Source organism: Acidovorax benzenivorans (assembly GCF_028680575.1).
GTDB lineage: Bacteria > Pseudomonadota > Gammaproteobacteria > Burkholderiales > Burkholderiaceae_C > Acidovorax > Acidovorax benzenivorans.
Genome location: NZ_JAPCKI010000004.1, coordinates 96,714 through 112,000, shown reverse-complemented (window position 1 = coordinate 112,000; position 15,287 = coordinate 96,714). Strand labels below are relative to the sequence as shown.

General features: G+C 66.1%; 14 protein-coding genes. 1 reads left to right on the top strand and 13 read right to left on the bottom strand.

Features of this window, described 5'->3' with window-relative positions; translation table 11 throughout:
* Positions 1–23: 23 nt before the first annotated feature.
* From OIN59_RS08685 to gabT, 5 genes are all read right to left on the bottom strand, one after another.
* Entirely contained in the window at positions 24–842 is an 819-nt protein-coding gene (locus OIN59_RS08685) for an ABC transporter permease (protein WP_274109288.1), read from the bottom strand.
* A gap of 31 nt (positions 843–873) precedes the next feature.
* A complete protein-coding gene (locus tag OIN59_RS08680) occupies positions 874–2,118 on the bottom strand; it encodes an ABC transporter permease (RefSeq protein WP_274109876.1) in 1,245 nt (414 codons plus the stop codon).
* 104 nt (positions 2,119–2,222) lie between these two features.
* Positions 2,223–3,257 (bottom strand): ABC transporter substrate-binding protein, encoded by a 1,035-nt coding sequence (locus OIN59_RS08675; RefSeq protein ID WP_274109286.1) that lies wholly within the window; start codon positions 3,255–3,257, stop codon positions 2,223–2,225.
* A 51-nt stretch (positions 3,258–3,308) separates the two neighbouring features.
* A complete protein-coding gene (locus OIN59_RS08670) occupies positions 3,309–4,418 on the bottom strand; it encodes an ABC transporter ATP-binding protein (RefSeq protein WP_274109284.1) in 1,110 nt (369 codons plus the stop codon).
* A 28-nt stretch (positions 4,419–4,446) separates the two neighbouring features.
* Positions 4,447–5,739 (bottom strand): 4-aminobutyrate--2-oxoglutarate transaminase, encoded by a 1,293-nt coding sequence (gene gabT, locus OIN59_RS08665; RefSeq protein ID WP_274109282.1) that lies wholly within the window; start codon positions 5,737–5,739, stop codon positions 4,447–4,449.
* Between the two features lie 201 nt (positions 5,740–5,940).
* Here gabT and OIN59_RS08660 point away from each other — a divergent pair, with 201 nt between their 5' ends.
* Positions 5,941–7,359, top strand: a complete 1,419-nt coding sequence (locus tag OIN59_RS08660; RefSeq protein WP_274109280.1) for an aminotransferase-like domain-containing protein — start codon at positions 5,941–5,943, stop codon at positions 7,357–7,359.
* A 149-nt stretch (positions 7,360–7,508) separates the two neighbouring features.
* Here OIN59_RS08660 and OIN59_RS08655 read toward each other — a convergent pair whose 3' ends face one another.
* From OIN59_RS08655 to OIN59_RS08620, 8 genes are all read right to left on the bottom strand, one after another.
* The gene (locus OIN59_RS08655) at positions 7,509–8,183 is read right to left on the bottom strand and encodes a GntR family transcriptional regulator (protein ID WP_274109278.1); all 675 of its coding nucleotides are present in this window, start codon (positions 8,181–8,183) and stop codon (positions 7,509–7,511) included.
* A 200-nt stretch (positions 8,184–8,383) separates the two neighbouring features.
* Positions 8,384–9,394 carry a TRAP transporter substrate-binding protein gene (locus OIN59_RS08650; RefSeq protein WP_274109874.1) on the bottom strand — a complete coding sequence of 337 codons (1,011 nt, stop codon included), beginning with the start codon at positions 9,392–9,394 and terminating at the stop codon, positions 8,384–8,386.
* 75 nt (positions 9,395–9,469) lie between these two features.
* On the bottom strand, positions 9,470–10,735 hold the full coding sequence (locus OIN59_RS08645) for a TRAP transporter large permease (RefSeq protein WP_274109276.1): 1,266 nt from the start codon (positions 10,733–10,735) through the stop codon (positions 9,470–9,472).
* A 38-nt stretch (positions 10,736–10,773) separates the two neighbouring features.
* Positions 10,774–11,409: a TRAP transporter small permease gene (locus tag OIN59_RS08640; RefSeq protein ID WP_274109274.1), complete on the bottom strand. Its 636-nt coding sequence runs from the start codon at positions 11,407–11,409 to the stop codon at positions 10,774–10,776.
* Positions 11,410–11,557: 148 nt separating this feature from the next.
* On the bottom strand, positions 11,558–12,901 hold the full coding sequence (locus OIN59_RS08635) for an NAD(P)/FAD-dependent oxidoreductase (RefSeq protein ID WP_274109272.1): 1,344 nt from the start codon (positions 12,899–12,901) through the stop codon (positions 11,558–11,560).
* A gap of 8 nt (positions 12,902–12,909) precedes the next feature.
* Positions 12,910–13,194 (bottom strand): (2Fe-2S)-binding protein, encoded by a 285-nt coding sequence (locus OIN59_RS08630; RefSeq protein ID WP_274109270.1) that lies wholly within the window; start codon positions 13,192–13,194, stop codon positions 12,910–12,912.
* Positions 13,191–14,306 (bottom strand): NAD(P)/FAD-dependent oxidoreductase, encoded by a 1,116-nt coding sequence (locus tag OIN59_RS08625; protein WP_274109268.1) that lies wholly within the window; start codon positions 14,304–14,306, stop codon positions 13,191–13,193. The genes OIN59_RS08630 and OIN59_RS08625 overlap by 4 nt, the downstream gene beginning before the upstream one ends.
* Positions 14,307–14,337: 31 nt before the next feature.
* Positions 14,338–15,273 (bottom strand): 4-hydroxyproline epimerase, encoded by a 936-nt coding sequence (locus tag OIN59_RS08620; RefSeq protein WP_274109266.1) that lies wholly within the window; start codon positions 15,271–15,273, stop codon positions 14,338–14,340.
* Between the last annotated feature and the right edge of the window lie 14 nt (positions 15,274–15,287).

Sequence of the window (15,287 nt, the reverse complement as noted above, 5' to 3'; positions counted from 1 at the left end):
ACGGATGAACACGCCCTGCGTTGTCATGCGCGCCGGCCCCGCAGCCACTCCAGCACCAGCAGCAGGCTGGTGGTGAACAGGATGAGCAGCGTGGCCACCGCTGCAATGGTGGGCGAGATGTTTTCGCGGATGCCGGTGAACATCTGGCGCGGCAGTGTGGCCTGCTCCGCACCCGCCAGAAACAGCGTGACCACGACTTCGTCGAACGAGGTGGCAAACGCGAACAACGCCCCCGAGATCACGCCCGGTGCGATCACCGGCAGCGTCACGCGAAAGAAGGTGTTGAACGGTGTCTCGCCCAGGCTTAGCGAGGCGCGCACCAGGTTGTGGTTGAAGCCTGCCAGCGTGGCCAGCACGGTGGTCAGCACAAAGGGCGCGCCCAGTGCCGCGTGCACGATGATGAGGCCCACGTAGCTGTCCGCCAGGCCCAGCGGCGCAAAGTACAGGTAGGTGGCCACACCGACCACGATGATGGGCACTACCATGGGCGCAATCAGGATGGCCATGAGCAGCCCCTTGAACCGGAAGTCGGCCCGCGACAGGCCCACGGCGGCCAGGGTGCCCAGCACGGTGGCAATCAGCGTGGCTGCAGGCGCCACGATGAAACTATTGCGCGTGGCGCGTGCCCATTCGGCCGACTCGAACAGGTTGCGGTACCACTTGAGCGACCAGCCGTGGATGGGGTAGGCGAGGAAGGAACTCTCGGAGAACGATAGCGGCACCATCACCAGAATGGGGGCCAGCAGGAACACCAGCACGGCCACGCACAGCGCGCGCACGGCCCACCAGCCGAGCTTGTCGGCCAACGTGGCGTACAGGGGGAATTGGGGCAGGCGAAACATGGTCAGTGACTTTCAGCTTTGGATGGAGTGATCAGCCCAGACTCAATTCGGCCTTGCCCATGCGGCGGTATACGCCGTACAGCAAGAGCGTGGCTGCCAACAGCAGGGCGCCCAGCGCGCAGGCCATGCCCCAGTTCACTTCCACATTGGTGTAGCGGGCGATGTAGTAGCTCAGCATCTGGTCGTCGGCCCCGCCCAGCAGCGCGGGCGTCACGTAGTAGCCAATGGCCAGGATGAACACCAGCAGCGCGCCTGCGCCAATGCCAGGGTAGGTTTGTGGCACATACACCCGAAAGAAAGCGGCGATGGGCGAGCTGCCCAGTGACACCGCCGCGCGCAGGTAAGTGGGCGGCACGCTTTTCATCACGCTGTACAGCGGCAGGATCATGAAGGGCAGCAGGATGTGCACCATGGCGATCACCACGCCCGTGCGGTTGAACAGCAGCGCCAGCGGCTGTTCGATCAGGCCCAGGCCCATCAGGCCCCGGTTGACCAGGCCTTCGGACTGCAGCAGCACGATCCAAGCGGCCACGCGCACCAGGATCGAGGTCCAGAAAGGCACCAGCACCAGGATCATCAGCACGTTGGCCGAACGCGCAGGCAATGAGGCCAGCCACCAGGCCAGCGGGTAGCCCACCAGCAGGCACACCAGTGTGACCACCAGGCTGATGTGGAACGTGCGCAGCAGGATGCCGCCGAAGGCCCGTTGCTCCTCGGGCATGCGCTCGACCTGGCCCAGTGCGTCGCGCTGCAGGTCCACCGATGCGAGCAGGTAGTCGGGCGTCCAGCGGGCGCCGTTCTTGGCAATGGCACGCCAGAACGGCGCCTCACCCCAGCGCGGGTCGGCGCCCAGCAGGCGCTCCTTGATGGCATCGGGGGTGCCGTCAAAAGGCAGGTCGCGATAGGCCCCCATCACCATGGAGCGTGCGCCCGGTACCTCGGAGTTGAGCCGGCGCGCCAGGGCGCCAGCGTCCGAACGGTCGGGCAGGCGGGCGAGATCGCCCACCAGCGCGGCGTAGGCCGCCGCCGGTGGTGCGTCGCGCCGGTCCCAGCCGTCCAGGGCACGCATGGTGCCGGGCAGTGCGTTGGCCACTTCGGGGTTCTCCACCGCGCGCTGCAGCAGCGCGGCAATGGGCACCAGCAGCGTGAGCAGCAAGAACACCAGCAAGGGCAGCGTGAGGCTGAACGCCCGCCATTTGCGCCGCACTTCGGCGCGGGCCAGGGCTTTGCGCAGCGCGCTGGGGGCGTGGCTGTCCTGCGCGCGGGGCGGGGCCATTTCAGGGGCGTTCATGGCGATCACGCCGGAGTGGGCTTGCATGGTGGTGGGCTCTGTCGTCTGCTGCTGGTGTGTGCTCATGGCTCAGGCGGGCGGGCGCAGGCTTACTGCGTGGCCCAGGCGGCAAAGCGCTTTTCCAGCGCCTCGCCCTGGTCGGCCCAGAAGCCCACGCTGAACTGCAGGGCCTCCTTGGCGTTGGTGGCCGAGGTGGGCAGGTCGTCCAGCACCTTTTTGTCCAGCGACGCCAGGGCCTTGGTGTTGGCAGGGCCGTAGGCAATGTTCTGTGCATAGGCGGCTTGCTGTGGGGTCTGCATCGTGAAGGCGATGAACTTCACAGCTGCATCCTTGTTGGGCGTGCCCTTGGGGATGGCCCAGTAGTCCAGGTCGTAGATGCCGCCGGGCCAGTAGATCTTGAGGTTGCGGCCTTCGCGGTTGGCGGCGTCGATGCGGCCGTTGAACACCGTGGTCAGCGCCACATCGCCTGCGACCAGGAACTGGGGCGCCTGGGCACCGGCCTCCCACCACTGGATGTTGGGCTTGAGTTCGGTCAGTTTCTTGAACGCGCGGTCGGCGCCGTCCTTGGTGGCCAGCACCTTGTACACGTCGGCGGGCTTCACGCCATCGGCCAGCAGCGCAAATTCGAGGTTGTAGCGCGCGCCCTTGCGCATGCCGCGCTTGCCGGGGATCTTCTTGGTGTCCCAGAAGTCAGCCCAGCTGGTCGGCGGGGTCTTGAGCTTGTCGCCGTTGTAGGCCATGACGGTGGACCACACGAAGATGCCCACGGCGCATTCGTTCACCGCAGCGGGTAGCAGGTCGGCCTTGGGAACGATCTTGCTGTAGTCCAGCTTTTCGTACAGGCCTTCATCGCAGCCGCGTGCGGCGTCGGGCGACTCGACCTCGACCACATCCCAGGTCACCTTCTTGGCCTCGACCATGGCTTTGACCTTGGCCTGCTCGCCGTTGTATTCCACGGCCATGATCTTGTTGCCCGCCTTTTCGTAGGGCTCGTAGAAGGCCTTCTTTTGCGCATTGGCGTTGGCACCGCCAAAGTTCACGACAGTGAGTTGCTGCTGTGCCAGGCTGGGCAGTGCCAAGCAGGCAGACAGGGCAGCGCAGGCGATCAGGCTCTTGTTTTTCATGGTGCGGTTTCCTAGGGGTTGAGGGAAGGGGACGGGGAACAAAAAAGCGGTTCAGTGAACGGTGGGCAGCGCGTAGATGCGCACGGACTCGGTAGGGAACTCCAGCCACACCGCATCGCCGGGCTCGGGGTGCGGGTTGGCATCGGCGCGGGTCAGCGGCAGCTTGACGGTGGCTTGCGCTTGCCCGGTGCCGATGTCGCACATCAGGCGCAGGTGGTCGCCGTAGTAGATGGCGCGGGCCACCGTGGCGCGCAGGGCGGGGCCCTGAGGTGCGGCGCTGGCGGCATGCAACGCAATGCGCTCGGGGCGGATGCAGGCCTCGGCGGGGGCGCCGGGTGCCAGGTGGTTCACATTGAGTCCGGGCAGGCGCTGACCGTCAGGCAGCTGCAGCGCGCACGCCGTACCGCTGCCTTGCAGGGTGCCGGTGATCACCGTGCTGTCGCCCACAAAACCCGCCACAAAGCGGTTGGACGGGGTCTCGTACAGCGCCTCCACATCGGCCAGTTGCTGAATGACACCTTCGTTGAAAACGGCCACGCGGTCGCTCATGGTCAGGGCCTCGCCCTGGTCATGGGTCACGTACACAAAGGTCACGCCCAGCTGGCGGTGCAGCTCTTTCAGCTCGATCTGCATGTGCTCGCGCAGTTGCTTGTCCAGCGCGCCCAGGGGCTCGTCCATCAGCACCAGTTGCGGGTTGAACACCAGGGCGCGCGCCAGCGCCACGCGCTGCTGCTGGCCGCCAGACAGGCGGGCGGGCAGGCGGTCGGCCATTCCGGTCAGGCGCACCATGTCCAGCGCCTTCTTCACGCGGTCGGCCTGCTCTGCCTTGGGCACCTTGCGCACGGTGAGCGGGTAGGCCACGTTCTGCCCCACGGTGAGGTGCGGGAACAGCGCGTAGTTCTGGAACACCATGCCAAAGTTGCGCTTGTGCGGTGGCGTGCGCGTGATCTGCTTGCCGTCGAGCAGGATGTCGCCTGCGGTGGGGGACTCAAACCCCGCCAGCATCATCAGCGTGGTGGTCTTGCCCGAGCCCGAGGGCCCCAGCAGGCTCAGAAACTCGCCGCGCTGGATGTCCAGGTCCAGCGCGCGCACCACAAGCTGTTCGCCGTCGTAGGTTTTTTGCACGCCGCTGAAGCGGACCAAGGGTTCTGCGTGGTTCATGGTGGTGGGGCAATCAAGGAAGAAGAATTCAGCCCACAGCCGCGAAGCTGTCGGCCAGGATGGCCAGGCCTTCGTGCAGCAGTTCGTCCGATGCGGTCAGGGGCACCAGGATGCGGATCACGTTGCCGTAAGTGCCGCAGGACAGCAGGATGAGCCCGCGCCGCGCGGCTTCGGCCACGACCTTTTTGGTCAGTGCGGCATCGGGGCGGTGTACATCGCCGTTTTCAAACAGCTCGATCGCCACCATGGCACCCAGGCCGCGCACGTCGCCGATGGCGGGTACTTTGGCGGCCGTTGCTTTCAGGGCACTGACCAGCAGCGCGCCCATGTCCTGGCTGCGGGCCAGCAGGTTTTCTTGCTCAAACGCATCGATCACGGCAAGGGCAGCCGCGCAAGCCACGGGGCTGCCGGCATAGGTGCCGCCCAGGCCGCCAGCTGCAGGCGCGTCGATGACGTCAGCACGGCCCACCACGCCCGACAGGGGGAAGCCGCCCGCCAGCGACTTGGCGGTGGTGATGAGGTCGGGGGCCACCGGCCATTGTTCGCAGGCGAACCACGTGCCCGTGCGGCCCGCGCCGGTCTGTACTTCGTCGGCAATCAGCAAGATGCCGTAGCGGTCTGCCAGCGCCTTGAGGCCGCTGATGAATTCGGGCGGGGCCACATAGAAGCCGCCTTCGCCCTGCACGGGCTCGACGATGAAGGCGGCCACGCGCTCGGGCTCGATGTCGTTCTTGAAGATCAGCTCCACTGAATGCAGCGCCTGCTCCACGCTCACGCCATGCAGTGCGTTGGGGAAGAGGGCGTGGTACATCTCGCCAGGGAAGGGGCCGAACCCGATCTTGTAAGGCGCGACCTTGCCGGTGAGGCCCAGTGTGAGATTGGTACGGCCGTGGTAGCCGCCCGTGAAGGCGATCACGCCGGGGCGCTTGGTGTAGGCGCGGGCGATCTTGATGGCGTTTTCCACAGCCTCGGCGCCTGTGGTGAGCAGCAGGCTCTTTTTGGCAAAGGCGCCAGGGGCCAGCGTGTTCAGGCGCTCGCACACTTCCACGTAGGGTTCGTACGCCACCACCTGAAAGCAGGTGTGGGTGTACAGGTCCAGTTGGGCTTTCACTGCGGCAATCACGCCGGCGTGCAGGTGGCCGGTGTTGAGCACCGCGATGCCACCGGCAAAGTCGATGAAGCGGCGGCCCTCCACATCCCACAGCTCCGCATTGCGGGCCTTGTGGATGAAGAGTTCATGGGCCTGGCCTACGCCCCGGGCCACGGCGGCGTGGCGGCGGGTGAGGAGGGCGGCGTTGGTGAAATGGCGGTCTTGCTGCATGGTGTGGGGCGGTGGCGGTGAAGGACAAAAGGGGATGAAAACCAGGAATGGGGCGAATTCTGGAATCCACGCCACGGCCCGTCCATGTACAGCGCAGCGCTGTTTGGCGCGCACTGTGCAGGTCTAGAATCCTGTACAGGCAATCCCTGATTTGGTGTGCGCCAACTCAGTGCACAATTCGCCCCCTTTTTTGCTCCCCTGATGCTCACTCTCAGCCCCGAACTCCAGACACCTCTGGTCAGCCAGATCGTCGATGGTCTGCGGGGGCTCATCGCCGGGCAGGTGCTCAAACCCGGCAGCAAACTCCCGTCCATCCGCGCTTTTGCCGCTGCGCACGGCGTGAGCGTGTTCACCGTGGTCGAGGCCTACGACCGCCTGGTGGCGCAGGGCTGGCTGGTGTCGCGGGCCAATGCGGGCTTTTTTGTGAAGCGGCGGGGCGACGAGGGCGCTGCGCCCGGCACTGGTGCGCCCGAGCGGGCCGTGCCCCGTTTTGATGCGCGCTGGTACCTCAAACAAATTTTTGAAAACCGCAACCTGCCCATGAAACCGGGCTGCGGCTGGCTGCCGCACGACTGGCTGTTTGGCGATGCCGTCAAACGCAGCATGCGCCAGCTGTCGTCCGACGGGCCCGAGCTGGACGGCTATGGCCTGCCGCACGGCCACATGGCGCTGCGCATGGTGGTGGCAGAGTCGCTGGCCGAACACCATCTAGCGGTAGACGCCGACCAGGTGCTGCTGACCCAGGGCTCCAGCCAGGCGCTGGACCTGGTGGCGCGCCGCCTCGTCAAGCCTGGCGATGTAGTGCTGGTGGACGACCCCGGCTACCCCAACCTGCTGTTCATGTTGCGCTTTGCAGGGGCGCAGGTGGTGGGTGTGCCGCGCACCGCCACGGGTTATGACCTGCCCGCACTGGAGGCCCTGCTGGCCGAGCACCAGCCCACGGTGTTCTTCACGCAGCCGCGCCTGCAAAGCCCCACCTGCTCGGTGGCATCGGTGGCGCACCTGCACCGGCTGCTGCAACTGGCCGAGCAGCACAACTTCATGCTGGTGGAGAACGACATTTACGCCGACATGGACCCCGGTGTGCGCCCCTCGCTGGCCAGCCTGGACCAGCTCAACCGCGTGATCTACCTGGGCAGCTTCTCCAAGACGATTTCGCCCAACCTGCGCACCGGCTTTCTGGCGGCGCGGCGCGATCTGCTTGATGAGTTGGTGCAGCTCAAGATGATCTCGGGCCTGACGTCATCAGAGATCACCGAGCGCATCACCTTTGGCGTGGTGACCGATGGGCGCTGGCGCAAGCACCTCAAGTCCCTGCGCGAGCGCCTGGCCGAGGCGCACCGCACGGTGGGGCGGCGCTTGCTGAACCTGGGGTTCGAGCTGTTCCACGAGCCCGAGGCGGGCATGTACCTGTGGGCCCGGCACCCCGACCTGCCCGACAGTGCCGAGCTGTCGAAAGAGGCCACCGGTGCGGGCATCATGCTTGGGCCGGGTCAGCTATTTCTGGTGGAGCCGCGGCCTACGGGCTGGCTGCGGTTTAACGTGGCTTTCAGCCAGGACGAACGGATGTGGCGCTTTCTGGAGCAGCGCATCGAGATGGGCCAGCAGGTGGCGGAATAGGCTTGCCATCGCCATCGCTGCCAGAGTTTTAAGCCTTTTTGGCCGCTAGCGCTTATTCATAAAGCGCTAGAAGCTATAAAAATGATAGTGATTCCCATGGGGCTGCAGCTGCCCATGTGGTAGCAGGCGCTGCGCACGTGGTGGCGCGGCTATCGGTCAATGATGCGCCGCGCAAACCGCTCCAGGTATTCCATCAGCTGCTCCGCACCCGCCACGGCCTGGGCCTCGTCGCCACTGGCAATGCCCTGCGCCAGTTGCATGTGCGCGCGAGCGCCCTCAGACACTTCGCCTTCGTGCTGGTAGGCGTACCAGAAGCGGCGGCACTGCACGATGAGCGGTTGCACGCATTTGACGGCCGAGTGGTTCTGGCTGGCCTGGTGGGTGATGAGGTCCAGCGCATGGTCGGCCAGCATGTAGTCGTCCAGGTGGCCGCGCGCGGCGGCTTCCACCATGTTCTGGGCGCAATGCACGATGGCTTGGCGCTGCGGCGCGGTGGCGCGGCGTGCGGCGTTGGAGGCCAGCAGCCGCTCCAGCACACGGCGGGTCTGGATCACGTCCAGGTGGTCTGCCAGGTCGATGTGCGACACCAGCAAGCCGCGCCGGGGCTGCTGCACGATGAGCCCGATGGACACCATGCGCAGCAGCGCCTCGCGCACCGGCGTGCGGCCCAGGCCCGTGCTCTCGGCGATCTCGGCCTCCACCACGGGGCTGCCGGGCTGCAGCTGCAGCGTGGAGATCATGGTCTCGATGGCGTCGTAAGCCACGTCCGCCGCGCGCCGCTTGGGCGCGGGGTCTTGCTGGGGGGAGGGGTGGCGGAGTGTCATGGCAGGGTTGTTTGATGATCAGGGCGGGGGCTTGCGAAAGGCATCTTAATGGCCCCTCGTTCTTCTATGCCCCACACCCTGCAAAACTGGCGCGGCATCGGCCAGTGCGCCCGTGGAACCGGCTTTGCCGGGCCACCGGGTGCGTCCCCCTCCCGCGCAGCGAGAGAGGGGTGAAGACGCCGAAGGCGACTCAGGGGGTGTCACGCCAATCCGGCGCCCGCCTTGCGCAGCTCGGCAATCTGCGGCGCCTTGGGCAGCCACAGCTTGTCAAACTCCTGGACGATGCCGTCGGGGTTGAACGACGATGCCGTCTTGAAGGCGATGGACGTGCCCTTGAACTTCTCGATCAGGCCCGCCTCGGTGGTCACGATGTCGTTGATCTGCGCGTCGAGTGACTGTGCCACCAGCTTGCGGATGATGTCCTTGTCCTTGGCATCCAGCCCTTGCCAGATGCGGCCGGATACCAGCGGCGCAAACGGCATGAACAGGGCGTTCATCTGCAGCAGGGTCTTGGCCACCTTGTCAAAACGCTGGTTCCACGAGAACTCGATGTCTGCCTCCAGCCCGTCGACCTGACCGTTGCTCATGGCGTCAAACACCTGGGGCGTGGGGATGGGCGTGGGGGCGGCGCCCAGCATTTGGTAGAAGTCGCGGTACACCGGCGTGGGGTTGATGCGCAGCTTCATGCCCTTGATGTCGGTGGGCACGGTGATGTCCTTGGTGGAAAACACCGCGCGCATGCCGGTGATGCCCCAGCCCAGGCCGATGGTGCCGGTCTCGCGCGGCAGCGCCTCCAGCAGCTTGGTGGCGGCTGGGTGCTTAACCAGCTTTGCAACGGCAGGGGTGGAGCGCACGAGATACGGCGCATTGATGGCTGCGATGCTGGCCACGCGCGAGCCCAGCTCGGCCGCCTGGATCCAGCCCATGTCGAGCGCGCCGGATTGCAGCTGCTGCATCATCGCGGCCTCGTTGCCCAGCTGGCCCGAGTGGAAGACCGTGACGCTCAAGCGGCCGTCGGTTTCTTTTTTCAGTGCTTCACCAAACTGCAGCGCGGCGCGGTTCCAGGAGTGCCCGGCTGGCGTGATCAAACCGAGGCGAAACTCTTTGGCGTCTGCTGCGCGCACCAGCGACGGAAAGCCCAGCGGAACCGCCACGGCGGCGGCAGCGGCAGCGGCGTGGCGCTGGATGAAATGGCGGCGGGTAACTGGCAATGGCGTCATGGTGATCTCCGGGTAGAAGGGCTGTGGGACGGGGGAGGGGAACGCGATAGGCGGCGCGACGGTCTGCTACTTGAGCAAACCGAGCGACAGGCTGGGAAATAGCGACAACATCACCAGCGCCACGCAGCTGATGATGAAAAACGGCAGGGTGACGATGAACATCTTTCCGGGCTTGGCCCCGGTGACGGCCGACGCGACAAAGAAGCTCAGACCCACAGGCGGAGTCATCAGCCCCAGCACCAGGTTGACGACGATCACCACACCAAAATGGCGCGGGTCGATGTGATAGACCTCGGTGGCAATCGGCAGCAGGATGGGCGCGGTCATGATGAGACCAGGGATGCCGTCGATCACCGTGCCGATGACCAGCAGGATGGCGTTGGTGAGCAGCAAAAACGTGACCGGGTCGTGCGCCACCGTCTGCACCCAGGCGGCCACCATCTGCGGCACCTTGCCGTAAATCAGCAACCACGAGAACACGGCCGCTGCCGCCACCAGAAACAGCACGATGGCGGAGTAAATGGCCGAGCGCAGCAGGATCGCGGGCATCGCGCTGAAGCGGAATTCCTTTGTCACATAGCGGCCCACCAGCGCCGAGACCAACGCGCCCACGGCGGCGGATTCGGTGGGGTTGGCCAGACCACTCAGGATGGAGCCCACGATGATGATGGGGATTAGCAGCGTGGGGCTGGCCTGCACCACGGTGCGCGCGCGCTGGGCCAGCGTGCGCTTTTCGCTGCGTGGATAGTTGTAGACAAAGCCCATGAGTGCGATCACGACAAAGAACAGCACGGTGAGCAGCACGCCGGGCAGGATGCCTGCAATCAGCATGTCGCCCACGGCCACCTGGGCCAGCACGCTGTAGACCACAAACATCACCGAGGGCGGGATGATGGGCCCCAGCATGCCGCCATACACCGTGAGGCCCGCCGCGAAGGTCTTGTCGTAGCCCTGCTTTTCCATCTCAGGCACCATGACCTGCGACATGATGGCCACCTGCGCGGTGGCCGAGCCGATGATGGATGACACCAGCATGTTGGCCAAGATGTTCACGTAGGCCAGGCCCCCTTTGACTGAGCCGATGAAGGCCATGGACAGGTCCACCAGCCGCCGCGTAATGCCGCCGCTGTTCATGATCTCGCCGATCAAGATGAACAGCGGGATGGCGATGAGGCCATAGCTGTCCACTCCGCCGAACATCTGCATGGGGAACGACTGAAACAGCACCGGGCTGCCGATGCTGAGGATGTACACCGCGCCCGACAGGCACAGGCATACGCCGATGGGCACACCCACCAGCAAGGCGGCGAGGAAGAACAGGGTGGTGATCATGGTGGGGGCTCGGGTGGGTTTTGCTGGCGTAGGGGCGTTCAGTTCACGGCGTCGGCGTTGACCACGTCAAAGCCCGCGTGCTGCACACGCTCTGCGGCACCCATGTCTTCGAGCAGGTTGGCCAGCGCATGCACGCTGAAGGTGGCCGAGAAGATCGGCAGGATGAGTTGCAGCACCCAGGTGGGCCAGTTCAGCGTCTGGGTGCGCTCGGTGTAGATGAAGTTGAAGCTCTCGGCCGCAAACTCCTTGGCGTCAAAGCCGTAGCGCGCAATGCCGATGGGGTCCATCCACATCCAGCACATCACCAGCATGGCCAGGCCAAACAGCAGCACGCCGGATGTGGCCACCACCTTGAATGCCTTGGCGCCCCGCGCGCCGAGGTGGTCGGTCAGCATGGTCACGGCAAAGTCCATGCGCAGCCGCGTCATGACCGAGGCGCCCACAAAGGTCAGCCAGACCACCGTGTAGACCGCCGCCTCGTCCACCCAGTAGATGGGCATGCCGGTGTAACGCGTGACCACGTTGAGCAGGATCAGCAGCACCAGCAAGGTCATGAGGGCGGTGAGCAGGTGCCGCTCCATGCGCAGAACCTGCGTGGACAGCGCCAGCACCCAACGGACGGGAGCGCGCGGCGCCGGAGATTGCGGGGCGGTTGGACTGTTGGGTATGGGCATGATGGGGTTCCTGGGGAGGGGCGCGGCGATGAAAGAAAAAGCCTTCTGTCTTTTAATATCTAACAAATATATTTAAAAGCAAGATGGATGCCTGCTGGGTGCGGGTAAGCCCTGAAAGGAAGGACGGGGGAAAACGGCTGCGCGCGCGTCAGCCCGAGGGAGCTGCGGGCTCGCGCTGAGCGCTAGTGGTGGGCGCGGGCGTGCAGGCGGCCAGCGTGCCAATGCGTGCGGGCGCTAGCAGATGCCGTGGGGGCGCAGGCGTCCAGCCAAACAGGTGCTGTGCGGCCGCGCCGCAGATGCGGCCCTGGCAGGCGCCCATGCCACAGCGGGTGTGGAGCTTGGCGTCGATCCAGCCCTCGCGCTCCGCGAGCGCGGCGTAGGGAACGTCTTCGCAGCGGCACACCAGGGTGCCGGGTTGCGCCAATGTCTTGAGTGTTTCGTTCAGCGGGAAAGAAGCCTGCAGCACCTGCGCAAAGCCCTCCCAGCGCGCCAGCTGGGGGCGCAGCGCCTGGGCCTGTTGCACCTGTCCCGCCGCAGCATGGCCTGCCATCGCGCCCTGAACCAGTGCACGTTCGCTGCCGCCAAAGCCGGTGGCTTCACCCGCGGCGAACACACCGGGCACGCTGGTGCGCATCTGTGCATCGACAGCCAGGCCCTGGCCACCGCTGAACGGTCCGCCCAATGCGCAGCCCAGCATCTGCCCCAGGTGGGTGTTGGGCACCAGCCCGAACCCGCAGGCCACGCGGTCGCAAGCCATGGTTTCTTCGGCGTGTTGGCCTTTGCGCAGCCTCACTGTTTGCACCTGCGTGGTGCCTTGGACTTCCAGCACATGGCTGCTGGCGCGAAACCTCGGGTGAAGCAGCGTGAGGGCTTGCAACGCCTTGGCAGGCCAGAGCGGCAGTTGCGCTGCAAAGCCAGCGAGCGCGCTCCACGGCGCCTGCTCCGCCACGCGCACCACGGTGGCGCCCGCTTTTGTGGCGGTGGCAGCAGCCGCCAGCAGCAGCGGGCCCGTGCCTGCAATGACGATGCGTTGGCCGTGCACGTCGAGCCCCGCCTTGATGAGGGCCTGCAGCGCACCTGCGCCCGTCACACCAGGCAGCGTCCAGCCCGGAAAGGGCAGCAGCAGCTCGCGCGCCCCGGTGCACAGCACGATGCGGTGGCTGTGCTGCGTCCAGCCCCGGTCGGCGTCCTCCAGTAGCAGGGCGGGGGTCTTGTCGCCAGCTTGGGCGTCACCCAGGCCCACCACGCGAGTGCCGGGCAGCAGGCGGATGTTGGTGTGCCGGGCCAGCGCCGCGCGGTGCTGTTGCGCCAGGGCGGGCAAGGCCACCTGAGGCCCATCGCGCCAGATTTGCCCGCCGGGCTGTGGGTTGTCGTCCACGATGGTGATCGACGCGCCGCTGGGCGCGGCGGCCAGGGCTGCGGCCAAACCTGCAGGGCCTGCGCCGATGATGAGGATGTCGCAGCGCTCGTGCGCCGAGTGTTGTTCGTTCATGGGCTGGGTCATTGCGCTGCGCTCCCAGGCGCGGTGCCGACATCGGTGTAGATCCACATGCCCTCAGCACAGATCGTCTGGCACGCCAGGCGGGTGCGGCCATAGATGCGCACCCTGCATTCGTGGCACACGCCCATGCCACACAGCGGTGCCCGTGGCTCGCCAGTGACCGAAGTGCGTGTGGTGCCCTGCGTTTGCTGCGCCATTGCGGCGGCGACGCTGGTCCCTGCGGGCACCTGCAGGGGCGTGCCATTCACGACGATATGCACCAGGGCGCGGGCGGATGTGGTCATGGTGTGCTCAGACCCGCAAAGCGAGCAGGTGCATAGGGCGTGGGGTCGATTGCAGGCGTGCCTCCTGCGATCTGGGCCGCCAGCAACTGCGCAGTGGCCGGGGCGGTGGTTACGCCCAGCCCTTCATGGCCCACGGCCAGCCACAGGTGCGGGTGTTCGGGGTGCGCGCCAATCAGCGGAAGGCTGTCGGGCGTGGCGGCGCGAAAGCCGGTCCAGGTGCGAATGGCGTTGAGGTCGGCCAGGCCGGGCAGGTAGTCGAGCGCCCGTTGCAGCATGCGAGCCATGACGGTGTTGTTGACGGCGGTATCGGTGGTGTCGAACTCGCGCGACGAGCCAATCAGCAATTGCCCCGTAGGCCGGGGCTGCACGTTGAAGGCCACCGAGGTACCGTCGCTGTGGTGCGCGCTGGTGATGTAGCCCAGCTCCACCAGCTGGTGGTGCACGGTGCCTGGGTAGCGGTCGGTGATGACGAGGTGGCCCTTTTTGGGGCGCAGCGGCAGGCCGGGGCACAGCTGCGGGGCATGGATGCCGCTGGCCAGCACGATGGCGCCTGCACTGCGCTGGCTCCCGTCGCGCAGGGTGACGGTGTGGCCGTCGATCTGCATCGCTTCAGCCTGCTCAAACACAAGGTGTCCGTGGGCTGCGGCCTGGTCCAGCAGCCACTGGGCTGCGCGCGGGGCGTAGACCACGCTGTCCTCCTGCACCTTGAGCGCTCCCGCCAGACCGGGGCGCAGTGAGGGTTCTGCGCGGGACAGGGCGGCCGCGTCGAGCATGTCGCAGGCGATTCCGTGTGCTTGCAGGGTGCTGCGTTTGCCATGGGCCGCCTGCAGCTCTGCATCGTTGGCGGCCAGCCAGAGCGTGCCGCAGGGCGTGAACGCACAGCCCGCATCCATGTGGGGTGCCCAGGTGTGCCAGAGGTCCAGCGATGTCTGGCTCAGCGCCAGTTCGGCTGGGTTGTCATCCATCACCACCAGATGCCCCATGCCCGCGGCCGTCGCCCCGCCAAGGCGCGCATCGATCACACGCACCGACAGCCCGGCCTGCGCGAGGGCATGGGCGCAGGCTGCGCCCACGATGCCAGCGCCAATGACGAGAACGTCGGTGTGTTGCATGGCGCGTGTGTGTTTGGGAGCGAGCGGTGAATTACAGCCGGATTCCCCAGCCAAAGGGGTCGCTGCCTTCGATGAGCAGCGTGGCCTCGGAGCTCATGTGCGCGCGGCCACGCAAGGTGGGGATGACCTTGCCATCGTCCTGCAGCGTGTAGCTGGCCTCGAACTGACTGCCGATGATGCTGGCCTGGCGCCAGATGGCGCCTGGTGCCAGCTTGCCGTCGGCCGCCAGGCAGGCCACCTTGGCGCTGGTGCCGGTGCCGCAGGGCGAGCGGTCATACGCCTTGCCGGGACACAGCACATAGTTACGGCTGTCGGCCTGGTCATCGTCGGCAAACAGCTCGATGTGGTCAATCTCGCCGCCGTTGTCGCCCCGAATGCCCTGGTCTTTGAGGGCTTGCTGCACGGCGCAGCTGTAGGCCATCAACGCCTCCAGGTTGTCACTGGCTACACGCTGGCCGTGGTCAGAGATCAAGAAGAACCAGTTGCCGCCCCAGGCCACATCGCCGACAACGCGGCCGTAGCCTGGCACGTCCACAGCCAGCTGGTGGTGCAGCCGGTAGGCTGGCACATTGCGCACGCTGACCGATCCATCGGTGTGCAGGGTGGTGGTGACGGTACCCACCGGGGTTTCAATGCGGTGCTCGCCAGGAGTGATGCGGCCCAGGTAGGCGAGCGACGCAATCAGCCCAATAGTGCCGTGGCCACACATGCCCAGGTAACCACTGTTGTTGAAGAAGATTACGCCCGCTGCGTTGGCCGGGTCTTGCGGCGTGCAGAGCAGGGCCCCCACCACCACGTCACTGCCACGCGGCTCCAGCACGGTGGCGGCCCGCCAGGCGTCGTGGCGCTCGGCCAGCAGCATGCGCCGCTCGGCCATGGTGCCGGTACCCAGGTCGGGGAAGCCGTCGATGACAAGCCGGGTGGGCTCGCCGCCGGTGTGGGAGTCAAGGATCTGGATGCGTTTCATGGAGTTACTTCAGC